Origin of the sequence: Altibacter sp., from assembly GCF_019913785.1 — a bacterium.
GTDB lineage: Bacteria > Bacteroidota > Bacteroidia > Flavobacteriales > Flavobacteriaceae > Altibacter.
On sequence record NZ_JAIOHK010000021.1, the window covers coordinates 44911 to 71428 of the forward strand.

The window sequence follows — 26518 nt, forward strand, 5'->3', positions numbered from 1 at the left end:
TAAAGTGAATAGTCTAAGCCTTCCGAATGGAGGGCTTTTTTAGTTTAAATAACCAAGTAGTAGCGCTTCCATATTACTTCCAAACAAATTGGTATTCCCCTCTAGGATAATACCGTTTTTATCCAGTATCATAGACTTGTTCATAAAGCTTAGCACAAGCTTATGTTCTGCCTCCTCTATGTTTTCCAGCTGAAACTCGGTGCTGGGGTTGTAGCCCGATTTTCGAACAATATCGCGCCATTTTTTAAAATGCGTATCGGTGTTGATCCCTATAAAATCGTATTCGGGATATTTTTCCTTTAATTCGGCCGCCTTTGCGTGAATATCTCTATAATGTTTAATGGATTGCGACGACCAAAAATAAAGTACAGTAGGCCTCTTGATGGTGCTTTGTAAGTCCTTAACGGTGTTGTCTGTCGATACTAATAAAACGTTCGGTATAAGGTTGCCCGGAGTTAGTTTGATCGTAGCCTCTGCGAGTTTGTTAATTTCTTTATGATGTGACTTATTGGTATTCATTTTCAGAAAAAGCTGCACCATTTGCTGTTCATTTTGTGCATCTTTCCCGTTGATTAGGTAATGACGAATACACGAGCGCAATAAATTATTCTTTAAGGAGTCATTTGTAACCAGGCTGTCGATAATGTTAAATTTTCGCTCACAATGCTGAAAAGAATACTTATTCATATACATACGCTCCTCGTCCTTATATCCCTGATACGCTAAATTATCGAAATACCTGTTCAAGAAACGGTAATACGGATAATAGGAACGAAGGTCTTCACTACCAAAGTCTATTTTATTTCGGTAGTCATAAAAATCATGTGGAAAATTTGCAGGATCACTTCGTTCGCTGTTTGCAGCATTGGCCGAGGTGTACATTTCTTTTTTGGAAAAATAATCGTAGTCGATACAGGCTCTGGCAACTTGCTTGAAACCTTTACTTGGATCGTATTTCGAAACAAACTCTGTATAAAACCTCTCTCGAATATCCTTCAAAGAATCTAATTTACTTTGAAAGACCTCCGGTGGTAGGGCATACCACTTAGGAACCTGCATGGTTTCGCTTTCATTTAGTAGAAACAATTCCATCAAAAAGTTATTCTTATCGGCGCCAATGCCGGTATAGGTGAGCGATTCGTCAAAATCGACTGTATTGACGCGTAACATAAGACTATCGCCGGGTTCTACATAAAACAATTGAAATTCATTGTGCTGAAAAGCGTACAAACCTTCGTGCAGGTCTTGGGTTTCGTACAGGAAGAAGTTACGGCTGTTTAATTTTACGGTATCTATGATGCAGTTATCCTTGTAGAGTACAATGAAATCGGTCTTAGGATTAATCACCTCGCCGCCAATCCATACGGTACCCGTGTCATTAGATTTTCCATTGTTACAGGAAATAATAATGAGCGTTCCAAAAAGAAAAAGCAACTTTCTATACAAGGGACCTAGAATTTTCAACCAACACAAAAATAACCACTGTTTTAGCGCAATTTGTTAATTCCTCGTTAAAAGGAATTTTAAAACGTTAATGTTTCTTCAATACCAGTTTATTAGCTACTTTTGCGCCAAATTTAAAAACGTAATATTAGCGTATGTTATCAGTTTCAAATCTTTCTGTTCAATTTGGTAAGCGGATCTTATTCGATGAGGTAAACACCCAGTTCGTGAAAGGTAATTGCTACGGAATTATAGGCGCAAACGGTGCCGGGAAATCCACTTTTTTGAAGATTATTTCAGGGAAACAGGATCCAACATCCGGACATGTTCATTTAGAACCGGGCAAACGAATGTCTGTTTTAGAACAAAATCACAATGCGTACGATGAATATATGGTGTTAGAAACAGTGGTGCGTGGTAACAAGGAGTTGTATGCTATTAAGACCGAAATCGATAAACTTTACGAAGATTATACCGATGCCAATGCCGAAAAAATTGGTGAATTGCAGGTTCGCTTTGAAGAGATGAACGGTTGGAATGCCGATAGTGATGCAGCGGCCTTATTATCCAATTTGGGAATAGGAGAGGCCCATCATTACAGTTTGATGAGCGATTTGGACGGAAAGCAAAAAGTACGAGTACTGTTAGCACAGGCCTTGTTCGGCAACCCGGATGTGTTGGTTATGGATGAGCCTACCAACGATCTGGACTACGAAACCATTACATGGCTTGAGAACTTTCTGGCCAACTACGATAACTGTGTAATCGTAGTATCTCACGACCGTCACTTCTTGGATGCGGTATGTACGCATATAAGCGATATTGACTTCAGTAAAATAAATCACTACAGTGGAAACTATACCTTTTGGTATGAAAGTAGTCAGTTAGCCGCACGTCAACGCGCACAGCAAAACAAAAAAGCAGAGGAAAAGAAAAAGGAATTGGAAGAGTTTATCAGACGGTTTTCAGCGAATGTGGCCAAATCGAAACAGGCGACCAGCAGAAAAAAAATGATCGAGAAGCTAAACGTTTCCGATATTAAACCCTCCAGCAGACGGTATCCCGCCATTATTTTTGAACGAGAGCGCGAAGCAGGAGATCAAATTCTAAATATTTCAAACCTTGCCGCGACCAGTGATGGGGAAACCTTATTCAGAAATGTAGACATCAACCTTACAAAGGGTGATAAAGTGGTGGTATATTCGAAGGATTCTCGCGCTACCACTGCTTTTTATGAAATTATAAACGACAAGATTAAAGCAGATTCGGGTACGTATCAATGGGGTGTTACTACCAATCAGAGTTATTTGCCCTTGGATAATCATCATTTCTTCGAAAACAATATGACCTTGGTCGATTGGTTGCGCCAATGGGCAAAGACCGAAGAAGAACGAGAGGAAGTATATATCCGTGGCTTCCTTGGAAAAATGTTGTTTAGTGGGGAAGAAGCGCTTAAAAAATGCAATGTGCTTTCCGGAGGCGAAAAAGTGCGTTGTATGTTAAGCCGAATGATGATGATGCGCGCCAACGTGGTTATGTTAGACGAACCAACCAACCACTTGGATTTGGAGTCGATTACTGCATTTAACAATTCGCTTAAGAATTTTAAAGGAACGGTGCTATTGACCACGCACGATCATGAGTTTGCGCAAACAGTTGCCAATCGGGTGATTGAGATTACGCCAGGCGGGGTAATTGATCGATATATGACTTTTGACGAGTATATGAATGATAAAAAGCTCAAAGAGCTTCGTGATAAAATGTATGCTGTAGCAGTGTAATTAACCGTTGTAATACCGACTATCCCAAATAGCCCCATTAAAGTTTTTTCCTTTGGCAAACCCATAAAAAAGGACAATTCCCCCTACTGCCTTGAACATAAAAAGAAAGAGCAATACATATTCCTGAGTTGCAGGGGTATGGGTAAATAATTTCATCGGTGCGAGTATTGTGAGAACCAAACTTATAAGAAATACTGTAAACACTAAGTTTTCGAAACTCTTATACGGCCACATCAGGATTTTCCTAAACGGATGTAGATCGTTCCCCCATTTATGAATCAGATAAAAATAATCATTTCCCAATGGAGCAAATAAGACCGGATCGTCTGCATTCTCCAGTTTGAGTAGTTTGGCAGGTGCCATTATTTTAAAACCCTGCAAGGTAGTGTTGTGCTGCTTTTGGAGGTGTCGAATTTTTGAAATAGCTTCGGAAGGGAATTCACCTTTAAAAAAATGAGCATCCAAAAACCGCAAGCGGTATTCGACACATAATTTTTTGATGTCCTGAAGGTGGAAGATGCTTTCAGTTGAAAGCAAATTGAGGTTCATGGTATTCGCATCTTCTTCGTTTGAAGGCGGCGTTCCCTGGAGCGTTTGTTTAATTTGTAGTCGTTCGACCTTATTTTTTTCAAGGACCTGTTCCAACTCCTGAAGCAATATTGCGTCCGATACACGTCGCTTACGCACTTTTACAAGTTGCGACTCGATATTTGTTTTAGAAATCATAGCGTAGATTGTAAACTAAAAGTACATACTAGTTTTCTCCAAAACAAGATTTTAACTTTTTTTTGAATCCTATTTTAAATAATTGGGGACTATATGCGTTGTGGTAGTGTAATTGTTTATTTTTATCGCTAAAGATTTATAGTATGAGATATGCTGCTACATTCAGCTTGATTTTTGTTCTCTTTTTTAGTACTACATTATTGAGTCAGAAATATTTGAATTCAGACAATGTGCTGGTAGAAACCGAATGGAATGGAGTGATGTTTGGATCGGACAAGACACTTATGGAAAATTTAGCACAGGCCTCTACCTTCACTGAAACCGGCGTTATTTTAAAGATGTATTCAGAAAAACTCTTTAAGGAAGGCGAAATGTATACCGTTTTTGTCGCGGAGGATACTTCCTATAAATCGCTTCCGGAAGAGACGTATAAATCGCTATTTGAAACCGGCCATCGATTGGAACGCTTCTTTACCTTCTATGTAGTTCCGGGGCGTTTGGATAGTTATTCTTTAAAAAAGGCCATCGAAAAGAATGGAGGTGCTATTCGTGTAAAAACACTAAACGGAGAGGATTTGGGCGTAAAGGAAATTGATGGAGCGTTGGTGCTATTCGATTCAGATCAAAATATAGCCACCATTACAGCCGCCAACTTTTATCACAACCAAGGCTTTTTCCACATAGTAGACGGCCTTGTTTTTCCTTCGGAATAAGTGTAGTGTCTAAGATTACCGCAGACTGGCTCCGAAATCTTTTTCAAAACGATCTTGCAACTTCTTCATGATCTTGTCAACCTGCTTGTCGGTTAGCGTTTTCTTTTCGTCCTGAATAGTAAAGCTAAGCGCATAGGATTTTTTGCCTTTTGGCAAGTTTTTCCCCATATATACATCGAAGAGTGTAACCTCTTTTAATAAATCCTTTTCGGTTTTCATCGCGGCTTCTTTCAGTCCCTCGAAACTTACTGAATCATCCAATAGCAGGGCAAAATCCCTTGTTACATATGGAAATTTAGGTATGGAAGCCATCACAAGATTTCCTCTTGGGATTTCTTCTAAAACAGCGTCCCAGTTAAAATCGGCATACAGTGTTTCTCCGTCTACTCCAAAGTGCTTGCCGATCTTTTTCTTAACAACACCAAATGCAACCAAAGTCTTATTGTTCTTCTCCAGCTGTAGTCCTTCCGAAAAGATATCGTTATTAAGCCCTTTCTCAAAAAACCCCGAAATTCCCAACCGGTCTAAGATCGCCGTGACAACTCCTTTTGTATAAAAGAAATCACTTTTTTGCGTATTTCCGGCCCAACTGTCATCTTCCTTATTCCCCGAAATGATCACGGTCAAATGCTTGTTTTCTGTATAACCACTACCATAGGCGTGATAGGTTTTTCCAAATTCGAACAATTTAACATTGTGTGTCCTTCTATTGTTATTATACGCCAAGGCTTCTAGGCCACCAAACAACATAGATTGCCGTAGCACGGAAAGTTCCTGACTCAATGGGTTTAACATGGTCACATTGTGTGCTTCGTTTAAATGTTCACTGAGGGAAATGTATTTGGGAGATGTTAACGAATTATTCAACATTTCATGAAATCCGAGAGACATTAATTGTCCGGCAGTCTTATTCTGAATTTTATGATCTTCCACCTTTTCAGTGGTAGCTATAGATGCGTGAAGTTTTTCGGTAAAGTTTATTTTATTGTAACCGTACACCCGAAGGATTTCTTCAATGACATCTGCTTCGCGCGTCACATCGTTTCGGTAGGCAGGAATGGTCATTCCAATGCCGCTTTCGGTGACGTTATTCACCTTGATATCTAAAGAGGTAAGGATGCTTTTTATGGTTTCCTTCGGAATTTCTTCACCGATAAGATTGGTGGCATTTTCAAACGAAAGCACCACCTGATGATCCATTATTTTCTTCGGATAAATATCGGTAATGTCACTAGTGATCTCACCGCCGGCAATTTCAGTGATCAAAATCGCTGCACGCATTAAGGCGTATTCGGTTATATTTGGATCAATTCCACGTTCAAAGCGAAATGAAGCATCGGTATTCAGGCCATGACGCTTTGCCGTTTTCCGAATACTAATAGGGTTAAAATAGGCACTCTCCAGAAAGATAGACGTAGTAGCTTCGGTCACACCGCTATTTATTCCGCCAAACACTCCGGCGATACAGATAGGCCCTTCAGCATCACAGATCATTAGATCTTCTGCATGCAATTCCCTTTCAACTTCATCCAACGAAGTGAATTTAGTTCCGGAAGCTAAGGTTTTCACCTGAATTTCATTTCCTGAAATTTTTGCCGCATCAAAGGCGTGCAGGGGTTGCCCTAATTCGTGCAACACATAATTGGTTGTATCTACTACATTATTGATTGGAGAAAGTCCAATAGCCTTTAATCTATTCTGAAGCCAGGTAGGGGATTCGGTCACAATTAGCCCGCTAATTGTCAAGCCGCAATATCTGGGAGCCAGTTCACTATCCACCTTTTTAATGTCAATTTTCAAAGTGCGGTTATCCACATGAAAACTACTGGTGGAAGGCGTAATGAGTTCTATTGCCACATCCTGTTGCAGCAGCCCTGCGCGAAGATCTCTGGCGACACCCCAATGACTCATTGCGTCTGCTCGGTTTGGAGTAAGACCAATTTCGAAAACATAGTCGTTCTCCACTTCAAAAATTTCGTGGGCGGGTGTACCGGGTTTCAGCTTTTTGTCCAATACCATAATTCCCTCATGACTTTGTCCTAGTCCCAGTTCATCTTCTGCACAGATCATTCCTTCGCTTACTTGTCCGCGAATTTTACCCTTTTTAATTTGCCACGGCTTACCTTCGGCATCGTATAGTGTGGTCCCGATAGTCGCAACGGGTACCTTCTGACCTTTGGCCACATTGGGGGCTCCACAGACAATTTGAACCGGTTCACCATCGCCAAGATCCACCTTTGTTACTTTCAACCGATCTGCATTTGGATGTTGGTCGCATGCCACCACATGTCCAACTACAATCCCTTCTAAGCCTCCGGGTACGGAACAAAATTTTTCAATGCCTTCAATTTCCAATCCAAGATCGGTCAACAGTTCACCGGTCTTTTCCGCATCCCAGTCAATTTTTACAAATTGTTTCAGCCAGTTGTATGAAATCTTCATTCGGGTTGTAATTTAAGGCACAAAGATAAAATAATGCGCCTAGCATTCAAACAATGCTGTATAATTCGTTCCGAATTAGGCGCTCTTTTATAAGGCAATTCAAGGGAAGAACGAATTTTTGATTCTGAGTGATAAATTACACATCCAAAATAATGATGGTTTCTGGAAGTACCATCCTTTTTTCTTATATTTTTAGCAATCCTAAAGTCGAAAACATGAGTCATTTTAAGCGAGCATTTTTTGTTTTATCTATTATAAGCATCCTCCTAACTTCCTGCAGTGAGTCCGCAAAAGCTCCTAGAATAGGGGAATGGCATGTAATTCTTGATTTGGGAGCCGGGAAAGAACTTCCATTTACAATGGAGTATAGGGCGAATGACCAAATTGTGTTTTTTAACGCAGATGAAGCGATCGAAATGTCGGATGTAGTGCGGACCGGAGATTCCATTTTAATTTTGCATCCGGTTTTTGAAGGGGTGTTTAAAGGAATTTATACCGAAGAAACCATCACAGGCGATTTTATAAAGCCAAGCTTGGACCGAATAGTTCCGTTTCGAATGAATTTTGGCACTGCTGAACGTTTCGAAACCAATGCATCACCGGCGCAGGATGTTTCCGGAAATTGGGAGACTGTCTTTAGTCCCAATACTGTGGAAGACCGTTATATCGCAAAAGGAATATTTAAACAAAAAGAATCGAGGGTTACCGGCACCTTTCGTACGACCACCGGAGACTATCGCTATTTAGATGGGGTAGTAGACGGAGATTCTTTAAAACTCTCTACCTTCGATGGAGCACATGCCTTTTTATTTGAAGCTAGGGTTTCGGATAGTACTATGACAGGTGTTTTTTACAGTGGCAATCATTGGAAAGAGCCATTTGAAGCCAAACGAAATGAACACTATGAATTACCGAAAGCCGATTCGCTCACCTTTTTAAAGGAAGGGTATGAAAGGATCGCATTTAGCTTCCCCGACACCGATGGGAATATGGTTTCGCTAACTGATAATGTATTTAAGGATAAGGTCGTAATCGTACAGATTATGGGGACCTGGTGTCCCAATTGTCTGGATGAGAGTAAATATTACACCGCATTCTACAACGCCAATATGGAAAAAGATATAGCGATCGTCGCATTGGCCTTTGAATATGCCAAGACCGAAGAAAAAGCGATCGAAGCAATAAATAAGTTAAGAAAAGCACTAGATATTCCCTATCCAATCTTGTTGGCACAAATAGGAGGGGGCAGCAAAGTCAAGGCCAATGAGAAACTACCTATGCTCAATCATGTACTCTCATACCCAACTACGATATTTATTGACAAAAAGGGGAAGGTGCGAAAGATTCATACCGGATTTAACGGGCCAGCCACAGGAGAAAAATACACCGAATTTGTTAATGAGTTTGAAAGCTTTGTCACTGAATTGGAAGCTGAATAAAGGAGCGCATTATTGATAATTAGGAATGTTTTTCCCTAAAATTATATCCCGTTGGGCGGTGAGGATATTGTTTTCCACTTTCAATTTTACCAAGCCCGAGCCACATCTGTCCCTAAGGCTGTTTCGTTTATCAGCTGTGAGTAAGGGGTCATCATCGAACACTATGTCCGAGATGTAGTATTCGTTCCTTGTGGGTTCTTTTACGGTCATATGGATGTGTTCCGGTTCATCTCTATTGGGGTAAGAGGCAGGTCTAAAGGTATAAAAGGTATATTTTCCATCAAGGTCTGTTTTAATCCAACCACGGATAAACCCATGGCGTGTACCCCAGCCAGTTTCATTGCCCTTTTGCTCATAGATCCCTTCCCGGTTAGTGTGATAAATATACACTATGACATCTTTGGCCGGTGTTTTTCCGTCGCGCTCGAAAATTGTTCCGGTAATTTTTAATTTTGGCTCATTTTCTGAAAAAGCAGGGAGCGTGTCAATCGTTGATAATACTTTATCACCATACTCAAAAATAGCTTCACAACCTTCGCAGGGTCCGCCAACACCAGTTTTAATATTAGTTTGCTTATCCGATTGTGAATTACAGGCGGCAAAAACCAGTAAAATTGTTGTGGCGCTAACAAGTTGCTTTATGCGTATGGAATCAATTAACATTTTCATGGGTTTGTTTAAGTTTCTTTTCAAAGCATAAACTGTTTTCAACGCCTTTATATTGCCCGTAATTTGAAATGAGTTTAAAACCGCTCTTGGTGTATAAGGCAATTGCTTCCGGTTGTTTTTTCCCGGTTTCAAGGATACAACGATCATATAATAACTCGGTAGCCCAATGTTCTAATTCGTTTAAAATCATAGTTGCAATACCTTTACCTCTGCTGACGGGCAGCGTATACATGCGCTTTACTTCCATGGAGTATGGGTCAAACTCCTTGATGGCGCCACATCCCAGAGGTGTTTCATTTTCATAGGCAATTATAACGTGTTTGATAGCATCGATCTTATTGAATTGATGATAGAAGTCATGTTCTTCCCCATCGCGAATTGCCAGATCGGCATCCAGCAAAGCGACCAGTTTTATAAAATCTGGATTTTCAGAGCTGGTGCGAACTGTTTTAATCATTTGCTTCGGCCTTCCTTTTGAAAGTAAATTATATTGTTGTCAAAGTTTATCACCTCTAGTGTCAGGGTACCATAAAGTTACAGAAATTTTGATCAATGTAGGTTCGTTAACTAGGGTTCAATATATACTATTGAGCACGAAATTAGGAGTTGAGGGGCAGCTAAAACTGCAAGTTGACACTCAGTAAATAGACATTGTCAGCCGAAACGAAACTTATTTGAACACCTTTCTTTTGGTACTTGGTGGTATACAAATAACTACTTCCAATACCAATAACAGCACCGCCTACAACGTCCCAAAAATCGTGATAGCCATCGGGGCCTTCCATTCTGCTTACACCCACAATACTGGCTAAAGTATAGGCAATCCATCCGTATTTCCATCCGTATCGCTTCTGGATGAAGGCCGCACCCGAAAATGCCGAAGAGGTGTGTCCGCTTGGAAAGGAGTCATATCTGTTTCGCCCCTCGGGTCTTTTACTTTTTATAAGATGCTTCAAAGTGTAAGTAATTGCCATAGTTGTGCCGTACGAAAGCGCAAGCTGCTTGGTGCCTTCATAATCCTTTTCCAAAATTGAAACAATACCCGCCGTAATAGGAATTCCAATTTGAAGGACATCCCCGGTGCCTTCCAGGGCATATTCCCATTCTTCGTGGGTTCCATCAAGACTAACTTGTGCATTGATTGTAGGGGTGAGAAAGAGAACTAGCAGAAATAAGCGAATTAAATGGTTCTTCATACGATGGTTAGTTGTCACCTTATTCGAGGTGAATTACTCCTTGCGTCATCTTCCACTGTGTTAAATAGAACGGAAAAAAATAGAAATCCGTATGGATTTCTTACGATATGTAATTCCATATATTCTTGTATTTGGCAAGTTGTACAAAGGTTTTTTTAATCGGAAGGTTTTCAGGTAGCGACAAAGAAGGATCGCCTTTTAATACCTGAAAGGCATAACTTCGCGCTATCTTTAAAATTTCCGAATCCTTAACAATGTCTGCAATCCGTAGATTTAGTACACCACTTTGCTGCGTTCCCATTAGATCTCCCGGACCTCGTAGCCTGAGGTCTACTTCAGCTATCTCAAAGCCATCTCCCGTACGAACCATGGTTTCCAGGCGTGTTTTGGCATCGGCTGAAAGTTTGTGGCTTGTCATTAAGATGCAATAGCTTTGCTCAGCTCCTCTCCCTACGCGGCCCCTTAGCTGATGTAATTGAGACAATCCGAAACGTTCCGCACTTTCAATCACCATCACACTGGCGTTGGGCACATCAACACCTACTTCAATAACGGTAGTAGCTACCATGATTTGTGTTTGGCCTTTGACAAAACGTTCCATTTCAATTTCCTTGTCGGCCGGTTTCATTTTTCCATGCACGATGGAGACCTGATACTTCGGAAGTGGAAATTCACGAACAATGCTTTCATAGCCATCCATGAGATCTTTATAATCCAGGGCTTCACTTTCCTGAATTAATGGGTATACCATATAGACCTGTCTACCCTTCGAAATTTCATCTCGTACAAACCGAAAAACCTTCAGCCTATTCGCGTCAAAACGATGCACTGTTTTTATGTCTTTCCGGCCGGGTGGAAGTTCGTCAATAACACTAATATCGAGATCGCCATATACACTCATGGCAAGGGTGCGGGGGATAGGGGTGGCGGTCATCACCAAGACGTGCGGAGGGTATTCATTTTTATGCCATAATTTACTGCGTTGTGCCACGCCAAAACGATGCTGTTCATCGATAATAGCAAGCCCTAAATTTTTAAATTTAACCTTGTCTTCCAGTAGGGCGTGGGTGCCAATGAGCATGTCTAATGCACCATTTTCAAGTTTTTCGTGAATTTCCTTTCTTTTTGAAGTTTTAGTTGAACCAGTGAGTATTTCTATACTGGTATTCAAATTGTTACATAATTCAAGTAAACCATTGTAGTGCTGGACTGACAAAATTTCAGTCGGCGCCATTAAGCAGGCTTGAAAACCGTTGTCAAGTGCTATTAACATTGACATTAACGCCACTATGGTCTTCCCCGAACCTACATCTCCTTGTAAGAGTCGGTTCATCTGGGCATTGCTCCCCAGGTCGTTCCTAATTTCTTTGATGACACGCTTCTGAGCATCGGTTAATTCGAAGGGTAAATGTTCGTTGTAAAAGGTGTTGAAAAGCGGTCCGACTTTTTCAAAAGGATATCCTTTAATTTTCGCTTTATGAAGTAAATTTTTTCGAATTAATTGCAGTTGGATATAGAACAATTCTTCAAATTTTAATCGGTATTGAGCGCGTGCTAAAAGCGATTGACTTTTCGGAAAATGTATGTTGAAAAGCGCCTCGTTTTTTGGGAGCAATTTGAGCTGTTCCAAAAGGGGTTTTGAGAGACTTTCGGCAAAGCCATTTTTTGCTTCCAAAAACAGCTGTTGCATGAGTCCGTTGACCACTCGATTTGTAATGCCACTGTTTGATAATTTTTCGGTGGAAGGATACACCGGCTGCATGGCAGATCGTATACTTTTTTCATGCGCTTCCAGCAATTCCATTTCGGGGTGAGGCATCGAAAAAGCGCCATTGAACCAGTTACATTTTCCGAAGATAACATAAGGTACATTAATCTTCAGGTTTTCCTTGATCCACTTATGTCCACGGAACCATACCAACTCCATTGTACCTGTTTCATCTACAAATGTTGCCACCAGTCGTTTGCCACGCTGTTGCTGCACAGTTTTTATATGCGTAATCTTACCAATGATCTGTACTTCGGCATTTGTCTGCTGTAGTTGAGCAATTTTATAATACTGCGTCCGGTCCAGATACCGATTCGGGAAAAGATTCAATAAATCCTGAAATGTATGAATACCCAGCTCCATTTTGAGCAGATTGGCGCGATTGGGGCCAACACCCTTTAAATATTCAATTGGCGTTTGCAGGAAATTGGTATTCATAAAACGAATTTAACAAATCCCTCTAACCTGAAGAATGTATCTTTATATAATTCCTTGTATTGATACATAATTAGCATGAAAATGTGGGTATTTTTTGGTATTTTCGACCACTCAAATAAACTCAATTTACAATGAAGGTAATTTTCAATACAAAGGCATTCGCTTTTTTTCTTTTAATTTCTTCTTCTTTACTATTTATCAACTGTAGTAATGATGAAACCGGTACCACATTGGACCTAAGCCCACAATTTACGGTAGATGTAACGGCGCTGGATTTTGGTGAGGAAGTACTTAATGAGGTGTCAGAAAGGCAATCGTTCGTAATCGACGCAAGCAATTTGACGAATGAATTGATCGTTACCTCTTCCGAAGCACAATTTGAAATTTCAAGAGACGGGAATGTCTATACCAATACGATTTCATATACTGTCGCCAATGCAAATATCGATGATAAAATGGTCTATGTGCGCTTTGCTCCAAAGAATCAGATTCTAGGAGACATCACAGGAACCATCACGATTTCGAGCGAAGAAGCCGGTACCGAAACCATTTCATTGACCGGAACCAGTGTTTTAGCTGTAGAAGAGACCACGACCATTACCACCTTTCAACAAGTACACCACGCCTTTGGAGAAAATCTGTCACAGAGCCATACCAATGTATTCCAGTTTCCTGAGGACATGACACAGATTTCCAATATTACCATGTTTGTGAAATTGGAATGCCCCGACGGTGGCTGCAATGCCTGGGATGTGTATGCAAACATTGCAGTTAAGAATACAGCAACCTCCACTTGGATGGAAATAGGAAGATATATCACACCCTATGGGGTGGACAACCACCAATTGGAAAGAGGTTTCGAAATTGACGTAACCGATTTTAAATCTCTGCTTACAGGCAGTGTTGAACTGAAATCGTTTGTAGAAGTTTGGGGATCGGATGGATGGAATGTTTCCGTCGAGTTTGATGTGACCACAGGAGGAGAGATCGAATATCCGTATTCTGCTATTTCGGAAGTACTACAATACAACAGACATTCCTTAGATGGTATCCCATACGGGGTTCCTAACGAATTTGATGTCGATAAGACCATTTCTATTCCGCAGAATGCCGAAGCGACTTTTCTGCGAACCATTATTACGGGTTGGGGACATGCAACACCAAACGACCCGGGAGGAAGACCTTGTGCCGAATGGTGTTTTAGAAGACATCACATACTTATTAACGGAGCAGAGACGTTTGAGCATTATATGGGCCCCATTGGTTGTAGTTCAAATCCGGTGGCACCCCAAGGTGGAAATTGGGCGCCCGATAGAGCCGGTTGGTGCCCCGGGATGTCGGTTCCTAATAGAATAGATATGTTCGATCCTGCCATGGCAGGTCAGACTTTTACATTTGAATATGATCTAGAGGACTGGACAAGTGATAGCGGAGGAACTAACAACGCTTACTATGCAATTTCTACCTTTGTGGTCGTTAAAAGTAATTCTCCTATTGAAACTCCAATGGTCACAGAATAAACAACATTTAACTATTCAAAAGCAGGTATTGTAAGAAATACCTGCTTTTTTTATGAATAATCTATACCTTTAGTATACCGGACTGTAGCCTGTTATTTCTATGAAAGTTGTATCTCTTTTTCTGCTATTTCTATATGGGCACATCTTTGCCCAACAAGTACAAGATGTAGATTTTCTAAAAGCAGAAGCGACTATCCAGCCAATTTTTTCTGAAAAAAAGGTAAAAGGCACTGTAAAATACACATTTAAGGTGCTTCAGAAGACCGATTCGGTGTATCTGGATGCCATTAATATGCAAATAACCAAGGTCGCATTGGAGGGGGTTCAGGCGAAGGCTGAAGCCAATAAAATCTGGTTGATTGGCCCTTTTGTTAAGGATCGCGAATATGTGGCATTTTTTAATTACGAAGCCAATCCGAAGCAAACGATGTACTTTATCGAAGATCAAGTTTGGACCCAGGGACAAGGAAAATATACCTCACATTGGTTGCCGAGTATCGACGATATGAACGATAAGATCGAATTCGATCTAACCATTGCAGCACCTATGGGTACTACGGTCATGGCAAACGGAAGTCTCAAGTCGGCTACCGAAAGAAATGGACTCACGTATTGGGATTGGGATATGCAGCAGCCTATGTCCAGTTATCTGGTGGCGTTTGCCATTGGAAATTTTAAGAAGAAATCGCTTACCTCCACCAGTGGTATTCCTATCGACTTGTATTACCACCCCAAAGATAGCGCGAAGGTAGAACCTACCTATCGGTACACCAAGGTGCTATTCGATTTTTTTGAAACCGAAATTGGCCTGCCCTATCCCTGGCAAAATTATAAGCAGGTACCGGTGCGGGATTTTTTGTACGCCGGCATGGAAAACACCACAGCGACCATTTTTTCGGAAGCGTTTGTAGTAGATTCTATTGGTTTTAACGATCGAAGCTATGTAAATGTCAATGCACATGAGTTGGCACATCAGTGGTTTGGTAATTTGGTTACCGAAACCGAGGGCACCCATCATTGGTTGCATGAAGGGTTTGCTACCTACTATGCACTTTTAGCCGAAAAAAATATCTATGGGGAGGATTATTACTATTGGAAGCTGTATAATTCGGCCGAGCAGCTAATCGAATTGAGTGAACAAGGAAAAGGCGAGTCCTTATTAAATCCGAAAGCCAGCTCCTTGACTTTTTACGAAAAGGGAGCCTGGGCTTTGCATATTTTGAATGAGTTGGTTGGGGAAGAGGCTTTCTCTGAAGCCATTCAGAACTATTTGCACCGCCATCAATTTAAGAATGTAACTACTCAGGATTTTTTGAATGAAGTGAAGGCAGTTTCAAACAAAGATATTGCACGATGGGAAGCCGATTGGTTGCAACAGAGTGCTTTTAAGGCAGAGCAGGCGTACACTTCATTGATCGAATCGGATTTTATAAGAGATTACTTCGAAGCGACAGCATTGCGACGAATACCCCTGTCCGAGAAAATAATTCAGCTAAAGACAGCCCTTACATTTCCTAACGATTTTATAGGGCAGGAAGCGATCTATCAATTGGACGGCGAGCCAATTTCAGCAACCATAGCACTTTACAAGAAGGGATTTGAAAGTAATAATTTATATGTGAGACAGGCGATTGCCATGTCCTTAGAAATAATTCCTAAACAACTTAGGGTGGAATATGAGTCACTGCTTGATGATGCCTCCTATGTGACTCAAGAAGCCGCTTTGTATTTGCTGTGCAGTCAGTTTCCGGAAAACCGAACGCTATATTTGGACAAGTTGAAACAGGTAGAGGGGTTTCAGAATAAAAACATTCGACAGCTTTGGTTGTATATTGCTATTAATTCGGATGGATTTAGCGAGTCTGAAAAAAAGCAGTTTTTTCAAGAACTGGAAGCATATACCACCTCGAAATACAGCTTTGAAGTGAGGGAGCTTGCCTTTGCCTATATGCTTCAATTTAAGCCCTATTCTGAAGTATTTCTCCGAAGTTTGGTAAATGGATCGGTACATCATTATTGGCGTTTTAGAGATGTTGCGAGGAATATGCTAGCTGAAGTCATGACCGAAGCAGCCGCTTACGCAACCGTAGTGAGCCTACTGGAGAGCTTTTCAGAAAAAGAACAAAACTATTTAAAGTCTAAATTTGAATTGAAATGAGAGCGTTGGTAATTTCGGGAGGAGGAAGTAAAGGGGCTTTTGCAGGCGGAGTCGCGCAATACCTTATTGAGGAAAAATTTCGCAAGTACGATATATTAGTGGGCACCTCTACCGGTAGCCTCATGATCTCACATTTGGCGCTGAACAAGATCGAAAAGATCAAAGAGGTATATACGTCTGTGAGTCAGAATAGTATCTTCAGCATTCGCCCTTTCGTTATAAAAAAGACAAAGTATGGAGGAAAAGAGATTGCCATTGATCATTTTGGGGTGTTACGAAACTTTTTACGCGGCAGTAAGACCTTTGGTGAGAGTTATAACCTACGGAAATTGATAGAAAACACCTTAACGCAAACCGAATTCAATGAATTAAAATCTAGCCTGAAAGACGTAGTAGTCACTGTTTCTAATCTTTCATTGAATCAGGTAGAATACAAATCGATCAAAGATTTTGAATACCAAGATTTCTTAGACTGGATCTGGATCTCCTGTAATTATATTCCGTTTATGAGTTTGGTGAAAAAGGAAGGCTGTGAATATGCCGACGGTGGATTTGGTAGTATGGTGCCAATCGAAGAGGCTATTAACAGAGGTGCGACCACTGTAGATGTGATCATTCTTGAAACCGAAGTAACCTACTACAACCGATTGCCCTCAAAAAATGTTTTTTCTTTGCTAACCAATATGCATGCGTATATGCTTGACCGTGTAGAAAAGCAAAATATTAGAATAGGTAAATTTGTTGCGGGAAATCACGATGCCATTATCAATTTTTATTATACGCCTACCGTGCTAACGACAAACTCTTTGATTTTCGACAAAACAATGATGGCAAAATGGTGGGAAAGTGGCTATCAATACGCAAAACAGAAGAACACGGATCTCAACGAGATAAAAGCCCAGGAAACTTAATACAGTTCGCTCACTTCTTTCTTGACGTAGAGCAGTGCTTTTTGGGAGGGAGTCACTTCTTCCATAAAATTACGCAGTAACCATTCCCGTAAATGATCGGCCGTTTTATTTTTTTCATGCATAGCCGCTTGTCGAATTACATGGATGGTGGCATTTTTAGCGGCGTTTACCAAATTCCAGCACTCCGGCGTTAGATAGATCTGTTGCGTAAGATTATGTTCAAATTCCTGTTCAATATTTTTAATAAGTAAGGCTTCATACTTTTCCACTTCATCGGCAAATGGTTTTACCCGGATCAATAATTTATTGGGATCCATACGCTCTAAGAACAGCGTTATTCTTTCGTAGGCCTGTAATCGCAAGGGGAGTATTTTATTCTGTGCTTCCTTTTGAATTAGGTAGCGACGCCGTCCTTCTTCGTTGGCGGTATGTCCCTTAAAAAAATAGTAGGCAATTACGGCTACTACAATCGCGGGTAAAAGATAGGCTACATAGCTGAGGATTTGTGTTGCTTCTTCCATAAGTTTTAGTAACGAATTTCTAAAATAAGTATTGCTTATTAATTACGATAATTCTTTTTCTATTGTACGGTTACCGCCCAAATAGGGACAATCATGCAATGACTGCATCCCATCAAAGGGTACAACGGCCTTATTGTAAAGATACGTTCTATCCAGTTCTTTGGACAAATGGTGATCATCTACGTTCATGTCCACATCGTTCATTCTAAACTGGCAGGGATGTTCGTAACCTGCCGCATGGGTGATTTCTATGAGTTCTTTTCGGAAGGTTCTAAAATATTGAGCCAGGCGTTCCGATTTTAATGGTACGTTAATACCATTTTGCAACCATTTATTTTGTGTAGCCACCCCACTGGGGCACCGATTGGTATGACAAATCTGAGCTTGTATACAACCAATACTCATCATAGCCTCTCTCGCTACGTTGATACAGTCTGCGCCCATGGCAAAGGCCATAACAGCTTTGGCCGGAAAGCCTAATTTTCCACTGCCAATAAAGACAATTCGCTGAGTTAGCCCTTTTTTCTGAAACAATTTATACAAGTCACTAAACCCATATACCCAAGGTAGCGAAACGTGATCGGCGAAACTCGGCGGGGCTGCGCCTGTACCACCTTCTCCGCCGTCTACCGTGATAAAATCGGGGCCTTTACCTGTTGCCACCATGATGTCTGCGAGCTCTTCCCATTCATCGAGTTTTCCAATAGCAGCTTTTACGCCTACAGGTAACCCGGTCATATCGGCAATGGCTTCAATAAAATCCATTAGCTCAGGAACATTAGAAAAAGCAGTGTGATTGGGAGGTGAAAGCACATCTTTTCCAACGGCTACACCTCGAATTTTCGCAATTTCTTTAGAGATTTTTGCCCCGGGTAATACGCCTCCTTTTCCGGGTTTTGCCCCCTGAGAAAGTTTTACCTCAATCGCTTTTATGTAGGGATGGTCATTTACTAATTCGACCAACTTATCCATTGAGAAATTTCCGTCCTCGTCCCGCACACCGAAATAACCCGTTCCAAAATGAAAGACCACATCGCCACCGTTACAATGATAAGGAGAAAGGCCTCCTTCGCCCGTATTGTGATAAGCTCCGGCCAATTTCACTCCTTTGTTAAGTGATTCTATTGCTTTTGCTGAAAGCGAACCAAAACTCATCGCGGAAACATTGATCACCGAAGCCGGCCGATACGGCTTCCTCCGTTTGTTGAATTCTCCCATGACCTTTGCGCAAGGAAGAAAATATTTATCTAAGGCGTTAGGGTGGTCTTTGGCCACCTTATATGGCATCATGGCATTGTTGATAAAGATATGATGGTGCGCGTAAATATCTCTGTCGGTACCAAAACCCTCGTAATTGTTTTCTTTTTTTGCCGAAGCATAAATCCAACTCCTTTCAATTCTGTTAAACGGTAATTCCTCTCGGTTGTTGGCCACTAAATATTGTCGTAACTCTGGTCCTATTTTCTCTAACATATATCGCAAATGACCTATGAGCGGGAAATTATGATTTAGGGTATGATTAGGTTGCAGTATATCTCTAATACCAATCACAACCAAAAGCACCAACAGCCAACCCCACCATGGAAAATCTCCTAGAAAAGTCATTACCGTATCCATCTACTGCGCGTTTAAGTAATCTAATGGTAATTGTGACATAGCTTTAACTCCTAACAATAATCCCGAATCGTCAATAATAAAATCGGGTGTGTGATGGGGGTACGGTGTGGTATTCCCTTGTGTCATTCCTCCGAGGAAGAAATAAAAACCAGGCACTACTTCCTGAAAATAAGAAAAGTCCTCCCCTCCCGTGGTGGCCTTCATCAATTGTACATTTTCTGTTCCGGCGATACCTTGTAGTGTTGGCAGCATTTGTTCGGTTAATTTTGGATCGTTATACGTAACCACCGTATTGTTCTGCCATTCGATGGTGGCGCTTCCTCCATAGGCTTTTGCGATGTCCGCCGCCATTTCGGTCATACGCCGAATAATGTGATCACGCATATCGGGGCTAAGCGTACGAACCGTTCCTATCATTTCGGCGCTTTCCGGGATAATATTAAAGCGAACGCCACTTGTGATTTTACCAACGGTGATTACAGCAGCTTCATTTACCAAATTAGATTCCCGACTAATAATTGTTTGAAAACCGTCAATAATTTTTGCTGAAATAAGAATGGGGTCTACACCACTCCAAGGAGCCGATCCGTGGGTCTGTTTTCCTTTTACGTTCACGACAAAGCGCTCTACCGCTGCCATGGTGCCTTCCGGCTTATATTTAATTGTTCCTACGGGCGTACCAGAGTTGATGTGCAATCCAAAAATAACGTCAACGTCGGGGTTTTTAAGCACACCTTCCTTGATCATGAGTTTTGCACCGCCTTCTTCTCCAGGAGGCGGTCCTTCTTCCGCGGGTTGAAAAATAAACTTGACCGTTCCTTTAATTAGATTCTTGTTTTTTGATAGTACTTCGGCAACACCCATCAAGATAGCGATGTGCGTATCATGTCCACAGGCATGCATCACACCGGTTTCAGTGCCGAGAAACGTATCGGTCACGTTGCTTTTAAAGGGCAGACTGTTTCGTTCTGTCACCGGAAGCGCATCTATATCGGCTCGTAGGGCGACTACTTTTCCGGGAAGATCTCCTTTCAGTATACCTACAACACCGGTTATGGCTATACCTGTCTGAACTTCCATTCCCAAAGAGCGCAAATGTGCCGCAATGGCCTCGGCTGTTTTAAACTCTCTATTCGATAGTTCCGGATTTTCGTGAAAATGCCGTCGCCAATCGATCACCTGTTGTTCGATAGATTCAATATCTTTAACTAGTTTTTGGTCCATTTGTGCAAAAAGAGTAGTTGCGCAAAAAAGGGAGAGGAGTAGTAGTTTGTAGTGCTTCATGGTTTCAGAAATATTTCAGCTAAAGATATTTAAATTTTAGCAAAACAAAAATTGGAACCACTGTTTATAAATTCTAGTTAAACCGCTCTCTTTTTCGACCTATTTTCAGTATTTTTCAAGCTTAAATTTCTTCAGAAAAGAATACATCTTTGCAGCATTATCTGGAACAATTAAACGACGCACAACGAGCACCTGTCTTACAGAAAGATGGGGCAATGATCGTTATTGCAGGAGCAGGGTCCGGGAAGACCCGAGTCTTGACCTATCGGGTCGCATACCTGATGTCACAGGGGGTAGACCCTTTTAATATTCTGGCACTTACCTTTACCAATAAGGCGGCGCGCGAGATGAAAAAACGTATCGCCCAGATAGTTGGAAATAGCGAGGCGAAGAACTTATGGATGGGAACCTTCCACAGTATTTTTGCAAAAATCCTTCGATTTGAAGCCGATAAGTTGGGCTATCCGTCCAATTTTACAATTTACGATACACAGGATTCACAGAGTGTGATTCGGGCGGTCATTAAGGACATGCATCTGGATAAGGATATCTATAAGTACAAGCAGGTATATTCCAGAATTTCTTCGTATAAAAACAGTCTAATCACGGTAAAGGCTTATTTCAATAACCCTGAATTGATAGAGGCCGACGCCATGGCCAAGATACCAAGGCTGGGCGATGTGTACAAGGCGTATGTGGAACGTTGTTTTAAGGCCGGCGCGATGGATTTTGACGATCTATTACTGAAGACCAATGAACTTTTAACACGCTTCCCCGATGTTTTGGCCAAATACCAAAATCGCTTCCGATATATTTTGGTGGATGAGTACCAAGACACCAATCACAGTCAGTACTTGATTGTTAGAGCGCTCAGTGATCGTTTTCAGAATATTTGTGTGGTAGGGGATGATGCCCAGAGTATCTATGCGTTCCGAGGCGCTAACATCAATAACATTCTAAACTTTCAGAAGGACTATGACGACGTAAAGGTATATCGCTTGGAACAAAATTATCGTTCCACAAAGAATATCGTCAATGCGGCCAATAGTATTATTGAAAAAAATAAGACCCGACTCGAAAAGATTGTCTGGACTGCTAACGACGAAGGCAACAAGATAAAAGTGAATCGCACCATGACCGATGGGGATGAAGGCCGATTTGTGGCGAGTTCTATTTTTGAGAACAAAATGAATCATCAATTAAACAATGGTGATTTTGCCATACTGTACCGCACTAACGCTCAGTCCAGAGCGATGGAGGACGCACTGCGTAAGAAAGATATTCCGTATCGAATTTATGGCGGACTCAGTTTCTACCAGCGCAAGGAGATTAAAGATGTGATAGCCTATTTGCGGCTTATACTTAATCCGAAGGATGAGGAAGCATTAAAGCGGGTGATCAACTATCCGGCAAGAGGAATTGGGGGCACTACCATTGATAAGATCGTAGTGGCTGCGAATCATTACGACAGATCCATGTTTGAAGTGATGGAAAACATTGATAAAATCGATTTGAAGATTAATAGTGGTACCAAGGGGAAGCTTCAGGATTTTGTAACCATGATCAAAAGTTTTCAAATTCAAAATGCTACTACCGATGCCTTTGTGATTACCGAATTGGTTACCAAGAAAACAGGATTACTTCAGGAACTAAAAAAAGACGGCACCCCCGAGGGTATCGCCCGAATTGAGAATATTGAAGAGCTGCTCAATGGAATGCGGGATTTTGTGGAAGAGCAAAAAGAATTAGCAGATGCTACCGGCGCACTGGCCGAATTTCTCGAAGACGTGGCCTTGGCTACCGATATGGATAATGACAAGGGCGATGAGAATAGGGTAGCCCTTATGACGGTACATTTGGCGAAGGGGTTGGAGTTTCCGTATGTGTATGTTGTTGGGATGGAAGAGGAATTATTTCCGAGTGGGATGAGTATGAACACCCGAAGCGAGTTGGAAGAAGAACGTCGTTTGTTTTATGTCGCAATTACTCGCGCCGAAAAGCAAGCGTATTTAACCTATACGCAATCGCGGTATCGTTGGGGGAAATTGATCGATGCCGAACCCAGCCGATTTATTGAGGAAATTGACGGTGATTATTTGGAATATCTAACGCCCATTACAGAGCATCGCTACAAGCCGCTGTTGGACGCCGATATTTTTGATGATATCGATAAAAGTAAACTTCGTATGCGTAAGCCTACTACCGGAACGCCTCCCAAAGGTCCTTCGGAGGAGCAGCTACGGAAATTACGTCGGCTAAAGCCTGTTACCAGCAGTGCCGACAAGAATTTTAGTGCCGAAGAGGCGAATTTGGATGTGGGTACGCTTGTGGAACACGTCCGCTTCGGAAAAGGAAAAATTCTAAAAATAGAAGGGGTAGGAGCCGATACCAAGGCCGAAATACAGTTTGAAAATGGCGGACTTAAAAAACTATTACTCCGCTTTGCGAAATTGAATGTGCTTAGTTAAAATCTCGTTCTTTTCAAAAATAATCCAACTTTACCGTATCTTTAAGTGAAACTCAGAATGCTTCGTTATGGCTGAATACATTAAGATCTATGAAGAAAATCCCAATCCAAAGGATATAAAACGGGTTGTGGAGATTATTCGCAATGGTGGCCTTGTTATTTACCCAAGCGATACCGTGTACGCCTTAGGGTGTGATATAAAGAATACCAGAGCCCTGGAGCGCGTTGCACAGTTGAAAGGGGTGAAATTGGAAAAGGCGAATTTTGCGTTCATCTGTGAAAACCTCAGCAATTTATCGGATTATGTACGTCAGATCGATACCGCCACATTTAAAATATTAAAACGCGCCTTGCCGGGACCTTATACATTCATCTTACCTGGAAATAACAACTTACCTACCGTTTTTAAAAAGAAAAAGGAGGTGGGAATTCGGGTGCCCGATAATAGTATTCTTCAAGCCATAGTGCGCGAACTTGGCAACCCTATTGTTTCTACATCGATCAAGGATGAGGACGAGGTGATTGAATACACTACCGATCCCGGACTTATTTTTGAAAAGTGGAAGCACAAAGTAGATGTAGTTGTTGATGGTGGGTATGGTGGAAATATTGCTTCGACGGTAATCGATCTAACTGGTGACGAACCCCTACTCATTAGAGAAGGGAAGGGTGACCTCGAAATTTAAGTATCCCCTACTTTTTGTTCAAATTTGTCTAGAAGCCGGTTGGTTTGCCGCTGTAATTTTTTTCTGAAAAAAGGGGTCCAGCCCAGCAATAATCCGCTTATGCCAAATGCTTGTTTGGCCCATCGATAGAGACTGAAGCGATCCGTATGCCGAATGATTTTCCCATCTTTCAATTCGAATTTGGCATCGATTATATTGTGAACCTTTCTACCTGTTTTACTGAATGTATAAAAAGCTTCCCAATGTGCTTTTCCGGTTTGGGAATCGCAGGAAATATCAGAAACTGCAACTATAAAATCCCTTCCTTGTTGCGAACTGCAAAGCATGCGCCACATATTCTTTGCCCGTACTCCATCTAGCATGCCAAAAGCAGGGTCTTCAAATTGAACTTCTTCATGATAACAGGACACCATGGTTTCGGCATCCAATTCTTTAAAGGCCATGTAAAAAGTTGCTATGCAATTTTCAGATTTTATCATACTTGAAAATATGCAACAAAGTACTATTAAAAAAATAAAACCTCAGCTTTCAGGCTGAGGTTTTGCAAAGTGAAGCGAATGCCTGCTTATTCTTCAGGAAAATTTTCATCTTCCATCACTTCTTCAATTTGAAGAATGTGTCGCTCTGTATGTGCCGACATGAACAATAAGATTTGATAGGCATCTATGGTGCCAATAGGCAATTCGGCATATCTATTTCTAAGGTCGTCTTCAGTATTTTTAACATAGGCTATGTTTTCGGCACGTCGCTTCATAAACTCCTCAACAGTTGCTTCGAAAGATCCAAATTTTCCACTTGGCTCAAATGCTTCGGATGTTTTTACCTTATTGGTGCGATCTACAATCATTTTCAAAATTTGCTCGTCGGTCAGTTTCACCTCGTCCCGCTTCGAGGGATCGGCTTCGGTAGCTAGGGTTCCTTGCAGCATTCCAAAAATATTATTTTCGGAAAGTGCGATATGCTCTACACACTCGGCAATAGACCATGACTGGGGACTTGCCTTAAAGTGCAACTGGTCTTCACTTAAGCCACCAAGTGCGCTTACCAAATGATCGTTCGTTTTGGTCATTTCGGAAATGGCCAATGCTCTTTCAGCCTCGGTTAGTTTTGCTTCAGAAGCGGTAAAGCTTACAAGGACAAGCATTAAAAACGGAAGGATTAGCTTTTTCATGAGATTAGAAGTTTAGGTTATTGAACAATGGTTTTTGTTTTAAAACGAATTCGTTCCTAAAATTAGGACAATTTTTGATTCAAAATACGTTTGGTTGGTCGTTGCTTTTATTCAAAACTTTCTTAGGTTTATTATAAACAACAAACCCGACAAGCAAGCCGGGTTTTTTTTTGTTAGCGAGAAGTTTACTTGCCTTCTTCTGACAGGGTTTTCATTTCTCTTTCGATCATATCATAGAATTGGTCGATCTTCGGAAGTACCAAAATACGTGTACGTCTGTTGATAGCTCGATTTTCGGCTGTGTCATTAGATACTAAGGGCACATAATCAGCTCGTCCGGCAGCGACCAATCGATTCGGATTTATTCCCAGCTCCTGTAATTCTCTCACCACCGCGGTAGCTCGCTTTACACTTAAATCCCAGTTATCCAGAAGTAAACCATTCTTGTATGGAACGTTGTCTGTATGTCCTTCCACCATGGCTTCGAAATTGGGTTTACCTTTGATTACCGTTGTAACCTTGCCCAATATTTCTTTGGCTCTGGCAGAAATTTCATAACTACCACTCTTAAATAATAACTTATCCGCAATCGAAATGTAAACAACACCTTTTTCAACATTGATTTCTATATCGGGATCGTTCATACCGACTTCACGTTTTAAACTGGTGACCAATGCCAAGGTAACACTGTCTTTTTTAGTTAAGGCATCCTGCAATCGTGAAATTTTCAAATCTTTTTCTCTCAAACTTTCTAGAGATTTTTCAAGATTGGTAGCACCTTTGGCGGTCAACATGGTCAGATCTTTTGAACTTTGAATAAGATCTTCGTTCGTTTTTTTCATATCGGCCAATCGATCTTCTAAGGCTGCGGCTCTTGCGTCCGAAGCGGCTTTGTCGGTTAAACAGCTGTTTAATTTAACGGTACATGAGTTCAATAAATCCTGAGATTTCTTGTATTTGCCTTCTAATTGGGCAAATTCTTTTTTAGAAACACAAGAACCAAGTGCTAGGCTTGTTGCAACTAAAAGGATTAAAATTCTTTTCATAATATGGTATTTAGAGGTTATATAGATAAAAATATGCGTACCTATAAAGGTACAGGTTTTTCGAATACTGAATTATGACAATAATCAGCTGATCAACTCCATAAAAAAACCCGACACGAGGTCGGGTTTTTATGGTACTATTTTTAAAGGTTATTATTTGCCTTCAAGTGTTTTCATTTCTTTTTCGATCATATCATAGAACTGATCGATTTTAGGAAGAACTAAGATTCGTGTACGTCTGTTAGTAGAACGGTTTTCAGCAGTAGTATTAGGAACTAATGGCACATAATCTGCACGTCCCGCAGCAACCAATCTACTTGGGCTTACCCCTAGATTTTGTAGTTCACGTACAATAGCAGTAGCACGTTTCACACTAAGATCCCAGTTGTCAATGAGAACACCACTCTTATAAGGCACATTATCAGTATGTCCTTCTACCATGGCTTCAAAATTAGGTTTTCCATTAATCACGGTGGCAACTTTACTTAAGATCTCTCTCGCTCTGGATGAAATTTCATAGCT

At 41.1% G+C, this 26518-nt stretch carries 22 protein-coding genes; 8 read left to right on the forward strand and 14 right to left on the reverse strand.

The window, feature by feature from the left end; all coding sequences use genetic code 11:
• Positions 1 to 39 precede the first annotated feature (39 nt).
• A complete protein-coding gene (locus K8F54_RS02785; RefSeq protein ID WP_290786675.1) occupies positions 40 to 1446 on the reverse strand; it encodes a thioredoxin-like domain-containing protein in 1407 nt (468 codons plus the stop codon).
• A 152-nt stretch (positions 1447 to 1598) separates the two neighbouring features.
• Between K8F54_RS02785 and K8F54_RS02790 the strand changes: the two genes are divergently transcribed.
• Positions 1599 to 3224 (forward strand): ATP-binding cassette domain-containing protein, encoded by a 1626-nt coding sequence (locus tag K8F54_RS02790; RefSeq protein ID WP_290786677.1) that lies wholly within the window; start codon positions 1599 to 1601, stop codon positions 3222 to 3224.
• Here the strand turns inward: K8F54_RS02790 and K8F54_RS02795 are convergent, their stop codons facing one another.
• The gene (locus K8F54_RS02795; RefSeq protein WP_290786679.1) at positions 3225 to 3950 is read right to left on the reverse strand and encodes a hypothetical protein; all 726 of its coding nucleotides are present in this window, start codon (positions 3948 to 3950) and stop codon (positions 3225 to 3227) included. It lies immediately after the preceding gene.
• Positions 3951 to 4093: 143 nt separating this feature from the next.
• On the opposite strand from K8F54_RS02795, the gene K8F54_RS02800 reads away from it, so the two are divergent.
• Complete coding sequence (locus K8F54_RS02800; protein ID WP_290786682.1) at positions 4094 to 4663, forward strand: fasciclin domain-containing protein; 570 nt, start codon at positions 4094 to 4096, stop codon at positions 4661 to 4663.
• Positions 4664 to 4678: 15 nt separating this feature from the next.
• Here the strand turns inward: K8F54_RS02800 and pheT are convergent, their stop codons facing one another.
• Complete coding sequence (gene pheT, locus K8F54_RS02805; protein ID WP_290786683.1) at positions 4679 to 7105, reverse strand: phenylalanine--tRNA ligase subunit beta; 2427 nt, start codon at positions 7103 to 7105, stop codon at positions 4679 to 4681.
• 215 nt (positions 7106 to 7320) lie between these two features.
• On the opposite strand from pheT, the gene K8F54_RS02810 reads away from it, so the two are divergent.
• On the forward strand, positions 7321 to 8544 hold the full coding sequence (locus K8F54_RS02810) for a TlpA disulfide reductase family protein (protein WP_290786685.1): 1224 nt from the start codon (positions 7321 to 7323) through the stop codon (positions 8542 to 8544).
• A 9-nt stretch (positions 8545 to 8553) separates the two neighbouring features.
• On the opposite strand, the gene K8F54_RS02815 is transcribed toward K8F54_RS02810, so the two are convergent.
• The 4 genes from K8F54_RS02815 to recG all read right to left on the reverse strand — a co-directional run bounded on the left by K8F54_RS02815 (position 8554) and on the right by recG (position 12615).
• Positions 8554 to 9213 (reverse strand): intradiol ring-cleavage dioxygenase, encoded by a 660-nt coding sequence (locus K8F54_RS02815; RefSeq protein ID WP_290786687.1) that lies wholly within the window; start codon positions 9211 to 9213, stop codon positions 8554 to 8556.
• Positions 9197 to 9670, reverse strand: a complete 474-nt coding sequence (locus tag K8F54_RS02820) for a GNAT family N-acetyltransferase (protein WP_290786689.1) — start codon at positions 9668 to 9670, stop codon at positions 9197 to 9199. Before K8F54_RS02820 ends, K8F54_RS02815 begins: the two co-directional genes overlap by 17 nt.
• 160 nt (positions 9671 to 9830) lie before the next feature.
• On the reverse strand, positions 9831 to 10409 hold the full coding sequence (locus tag K8F54_RS02825; protein ID WP_290786691.1) for a phosphatase PAP2 family protein: 579 nt from the start codon (positions 10407 to 10409) through the stop codon (positions 9831 to 9833).
• 100 nt (positions 10410 to 10509) lie between these two features.
• Positions 10510 to 12615 carry an ATP-dependent DNA helicase RecG gene (gene recG, locus K8F54_RS02830; RefSeq protein WP_290786694.1) on the reverse strand — a complete coding sequence of 702 codons (2106 nt, stop codon included), beginning with the start codon at positions 12613 to 12615 and terminating at the stop codon, positions 10510 to 10512.
• A gap of 131 nt (positions 12616 to 12746) precedes the next feature.
• Here recG and K8F54_RS02835 point away from each other — a divergent pair, with 131 nt between their 5' ends.
• The 3 genes from K8F54_RS02835 to K8F54_RS02845 all read left to right on the forward strand — a co-directional run bounded on the left by K8F54_RS02835 (position 12747) and on the right by K8F54_RS02845 (position 17204).
• Positions 12747 to 14135 carry a peptide-N-glycosidase F-related protein gene (locus K8F54_RS02835; protein WP_290786696.1) on the forward strand — a complete coding sequence of 463 codons (1389 nt, stop codon included), beginning with the start codon at positions 12747 to 12749 and terminating at the stop codon, positions 14133 to 14135.
• A gap of 100 nt (positions 14136 to 14235) precedes the next feature.
• Entirely contained in the window at positions 14236 to 16293 is a 2058-nt protein-coding gene (locus K8F54_RS02840) for a M1 family metallopeptidase (protein WP_290786698.1), read from the forward strand.
• Positions 16290 to 17204, forward strand: a complete 915-nt coding sequence (locus tag K8F54_RS02845; protein ID WP_290786700.1) for a patatin-like phospholipase family protein — start codon at positions 16290 to 16292, stop codon at positions 17202 to 17204. The genes K8F54_RS02840 and K8F54_RS02845 overlap by 4 nt, the downstream gene beginning before the upstream one ends.
• Here K8F54_RS02845 and K8F54_RS02850 read toward each other — a convergent pair.
• From K8F54_RS02850 to K8F54_RS02860, 3 genes are read right to left on the reverse strand one after another with little or no spacing between them, the layout of a single operon-like run.
• Positions 17201 to 17725: a hypothetical protein gene (locus K8F54_RS02850; protein WP_290786702.1), complete on the reverse strand. Its 525-nt coding sequence runs from the start codon at positions 17723 to 17725 to the stop codon at positions 17201 to 17203. The genes K8F54_RS02845 and K8F54_RS02850 overlap by 4 nt on opposite strands.
• Before the next feature lie 42 nt (positions 17726 to 17767).
• Positions 17768 to 19342, reverse strand: coding sequence for an FMN-binding glutamate synthase family protein (locus tag K8F54_RS02855; RefSeq protein ID WP_290786704.1), 1575 nt, complete (start codon positions 19340 to 19342; stop codon positions 17768 to 17770).
• Positions 19343 to 20626 (reverse strand): amidohydrolase, encoded by a 1284-nt coding sequence (locus K8F54_RS02860; RefSeq protein WP_290786706.1) that lies wholly within the window; start codon positions 20624 to 20626, stop codon positions 19343 to 19345. It lies immediately after the preceding gene.
• Between the two features lie 149 nt (positions 20627 to 20775).
• Between K8F54_RS02860 and K8F54_RS02865 the strand changes: the two genes are divergently transcribed.
• Positions 20776 to 23094, forward strand: a complete 2319-nt coding sequence (locus K8F54_RS02865) for a UvrD-helicase domain-containing protein (RefSeq protein WP_290786708.1) — start codon at positions 20776 to 20778, stop codon at positions 23092 to 23094.
• Positions 23095 to 23161: 67 nt separating this feature from the next.
• A complete protein-coding gene (locus K8F54_RS02870) occupies positions 23162 to 23779 on the forward strand; it encodes an L-threonylcarbamoyladenylate synthase (RefSeq protein WP_290786710.1) in 618 nt (205 codons plus the stop codon).
• On the opposite strand, the gene K8F54_RS02875 is transcribed toward K8F54_RS02870, so the two are convergent.
• The 4 genes from K8F54_RS02875 to K8F54_RS02890 all read right to left on the reverse strand — a co-directional run.
• On the reverse strand, positions 23776 to 24258 hold the full coding sequence (locus tag K8F54_RS02875) for a nuclear transport factor 2 family protein (RefSeq protein ID WP_290786712.1): 483 nt from the start codon (positions 24256 to 24258) through the stop codon (positions 23776 to 23778). The genes K8F54_RS02870 and K8F54_RS02875 overlap by 4 nt on opposite strands.
• Before the next feature lie 86 nt (positions 24259 to 24344).
• A complete protein-coding gene (locus K8F54_RS02880; RefSeq protein WP_290786714.1) occupies positions 24345 to 24950 on the reverse strand; it encodes a DinB family protein in 606 nt (201 codons plus the stop codon).
• A gap of 185 nt (positions 24951 to 25135) precedes the next feature.
• Positions 25136 to 25996 (reverse strand): OmpA family protein, encoded by an 861-nt coding sequence (locus K8F54_RS02885; protein ID WP_290786716.1) that lies wholly within the window; start codon positions 25994 to 25996, stop codon positions 25136 to 25138.
• Positions 25997 to 26149: 153 nt separating this feature from the next.
• A partial coding sequence (locus K8F54_RS02890; RefSeq protein WP_290786718.1) for an OmpA family protein occupies positions 26150 to 26518 on the reverse strand: 369 nt, incomplete at its 5' end.

Bases quoted from the DNA above. Each gene is read 5' to 3' on its own strand.
- recG (WP_290786694.1), bottom strand. From the start codon at position 12,615: ATGAATACCAATTTCCTGCAAACGCCAATTGAATATTTAAAGGGTGTT.
- K8F54_RS02820 (WP_290786689.1), bottom strand. From the start codon at position 9,670: ATGATTAAAACAGTTCGCACCAGCTCTGAAAATCCAGATTTTATAAAA.
- K8F54_RS02790 (WP_290786677.1), top strand. From the start codon at position 1,599: ATGTTATCAGTTTCAAATCTTTCTGTTCAATTTGGTAAGCGGATCTTA.
- K8F54_RS02845 (WP_290786700.1), top strand. From the start codon at position 16,290: ATGAGAGCGTTGGTAATTTCGGGAGGAGGAAGTAAAGGGGCTTTTGCA.
- K8F54_RS02795 (WP_290786679.1), bottom strand. From the start codon at position 3,950: ATGATTTCTAAAACAAATATCGAGTCGCAACTTGTAAAAGTGCGTAAG.
- pheT (WP_290786683.1), bottom strand. From the start codon at position 7,105: ATGAAGATTTCATACAACTGGCTGAAACAATTTGTAAAAATTGACTGG.
- K8F54_RS02875 (WP_290786712.1), bottom strand. From the start codon at position 24,258: ATGATAAAATCTGAAAATTGCATAGCAACTTTTTACATGGCCTTTAAA.
- K8F54_RS02860 (WP_290786706.1), bottom strand. From the start codon at position 20,626: ATGAAGCACTACAAACTACTACTCCTCTCCCTTTTTTGCGCAACTACT.
- K8F54_RS02855 (WP_290786704.1), bottom strand. From the start codon at position 19,342: ATGGATACGGTAATGACTTTTCTAGGAGATTTTCCATGGTGGGGTTGG.
- K8F54_RS02850 (WP_290786702.1), bottom strand. From the start codon at position 17,725: ATGGAAGAAGCAACACAAATCCTCAGCTATGTAGCCTATCTTTTACCC.
- K8F54_RS02840 (WP_290786698.1), top strand. From the start codon at position 14,236: ATGAAAGTTGTATCTCTTTTTCTGCTATTTCTATATGGGCACATCTTT.
- K8F54_RS02885 (WP_290786716.1), bottom strand. From the start codon at position 25,996: ATGAAAAGAATTTTAATCCTTTTAGTTGCAACAAGCCTAGCACTTGGT.
- K8F54_RS02815 (WP_290786687.1), bottom strand. From the start codon at position 9,213: ATGAAAATGTTAATTGATTCCATACGCATAAAGCAACTTGTTAGCGCC.
- K8F54_RS02825 (WP_290786691.1), bottom strand. From the start codon at position 10,409: ATGAAGAACCATTTAATTCGCTTATTTCTGCTAGTTCTCTTTCTCACC.
- K8F54_RS02800 (WP_290786682.1), top strand. From the start codon at position 4,094: ATGAGATATGCTGCTACATTCAGCTTGATTTTTGTTCTCTTTTTTAGT.
- K8F54_RS02870 (WP_290786710.1), top strand. From the start codon at position 23,162: ATGGCTGAATACATTAAGATCTATGAAGAAAATCCCAATCCAAAGGAT.
- K8F54_RS02835 (WP_290786696.1), top strand. From the start codon at position 12,747: ATGAAGGTAATTTTCAATACAAAGGCATTCGCTTTTTTTCTTTTAATT.
- K8F54_RS02880 (WP_290786714.1), bottom strand. From the start codon at position 24,950: ATGAAAAAGCTAATCCTTCCGTTTTTAATGCTTGTCCTTGTAAGCTTT.
- K8F54_RS02810 (WP_290786685.1), top strand. From the start codon at position 7,321: ATGAGTCATTTTAAGCGAGCATTTTTTGTTTTATCTATTATAAGCATC.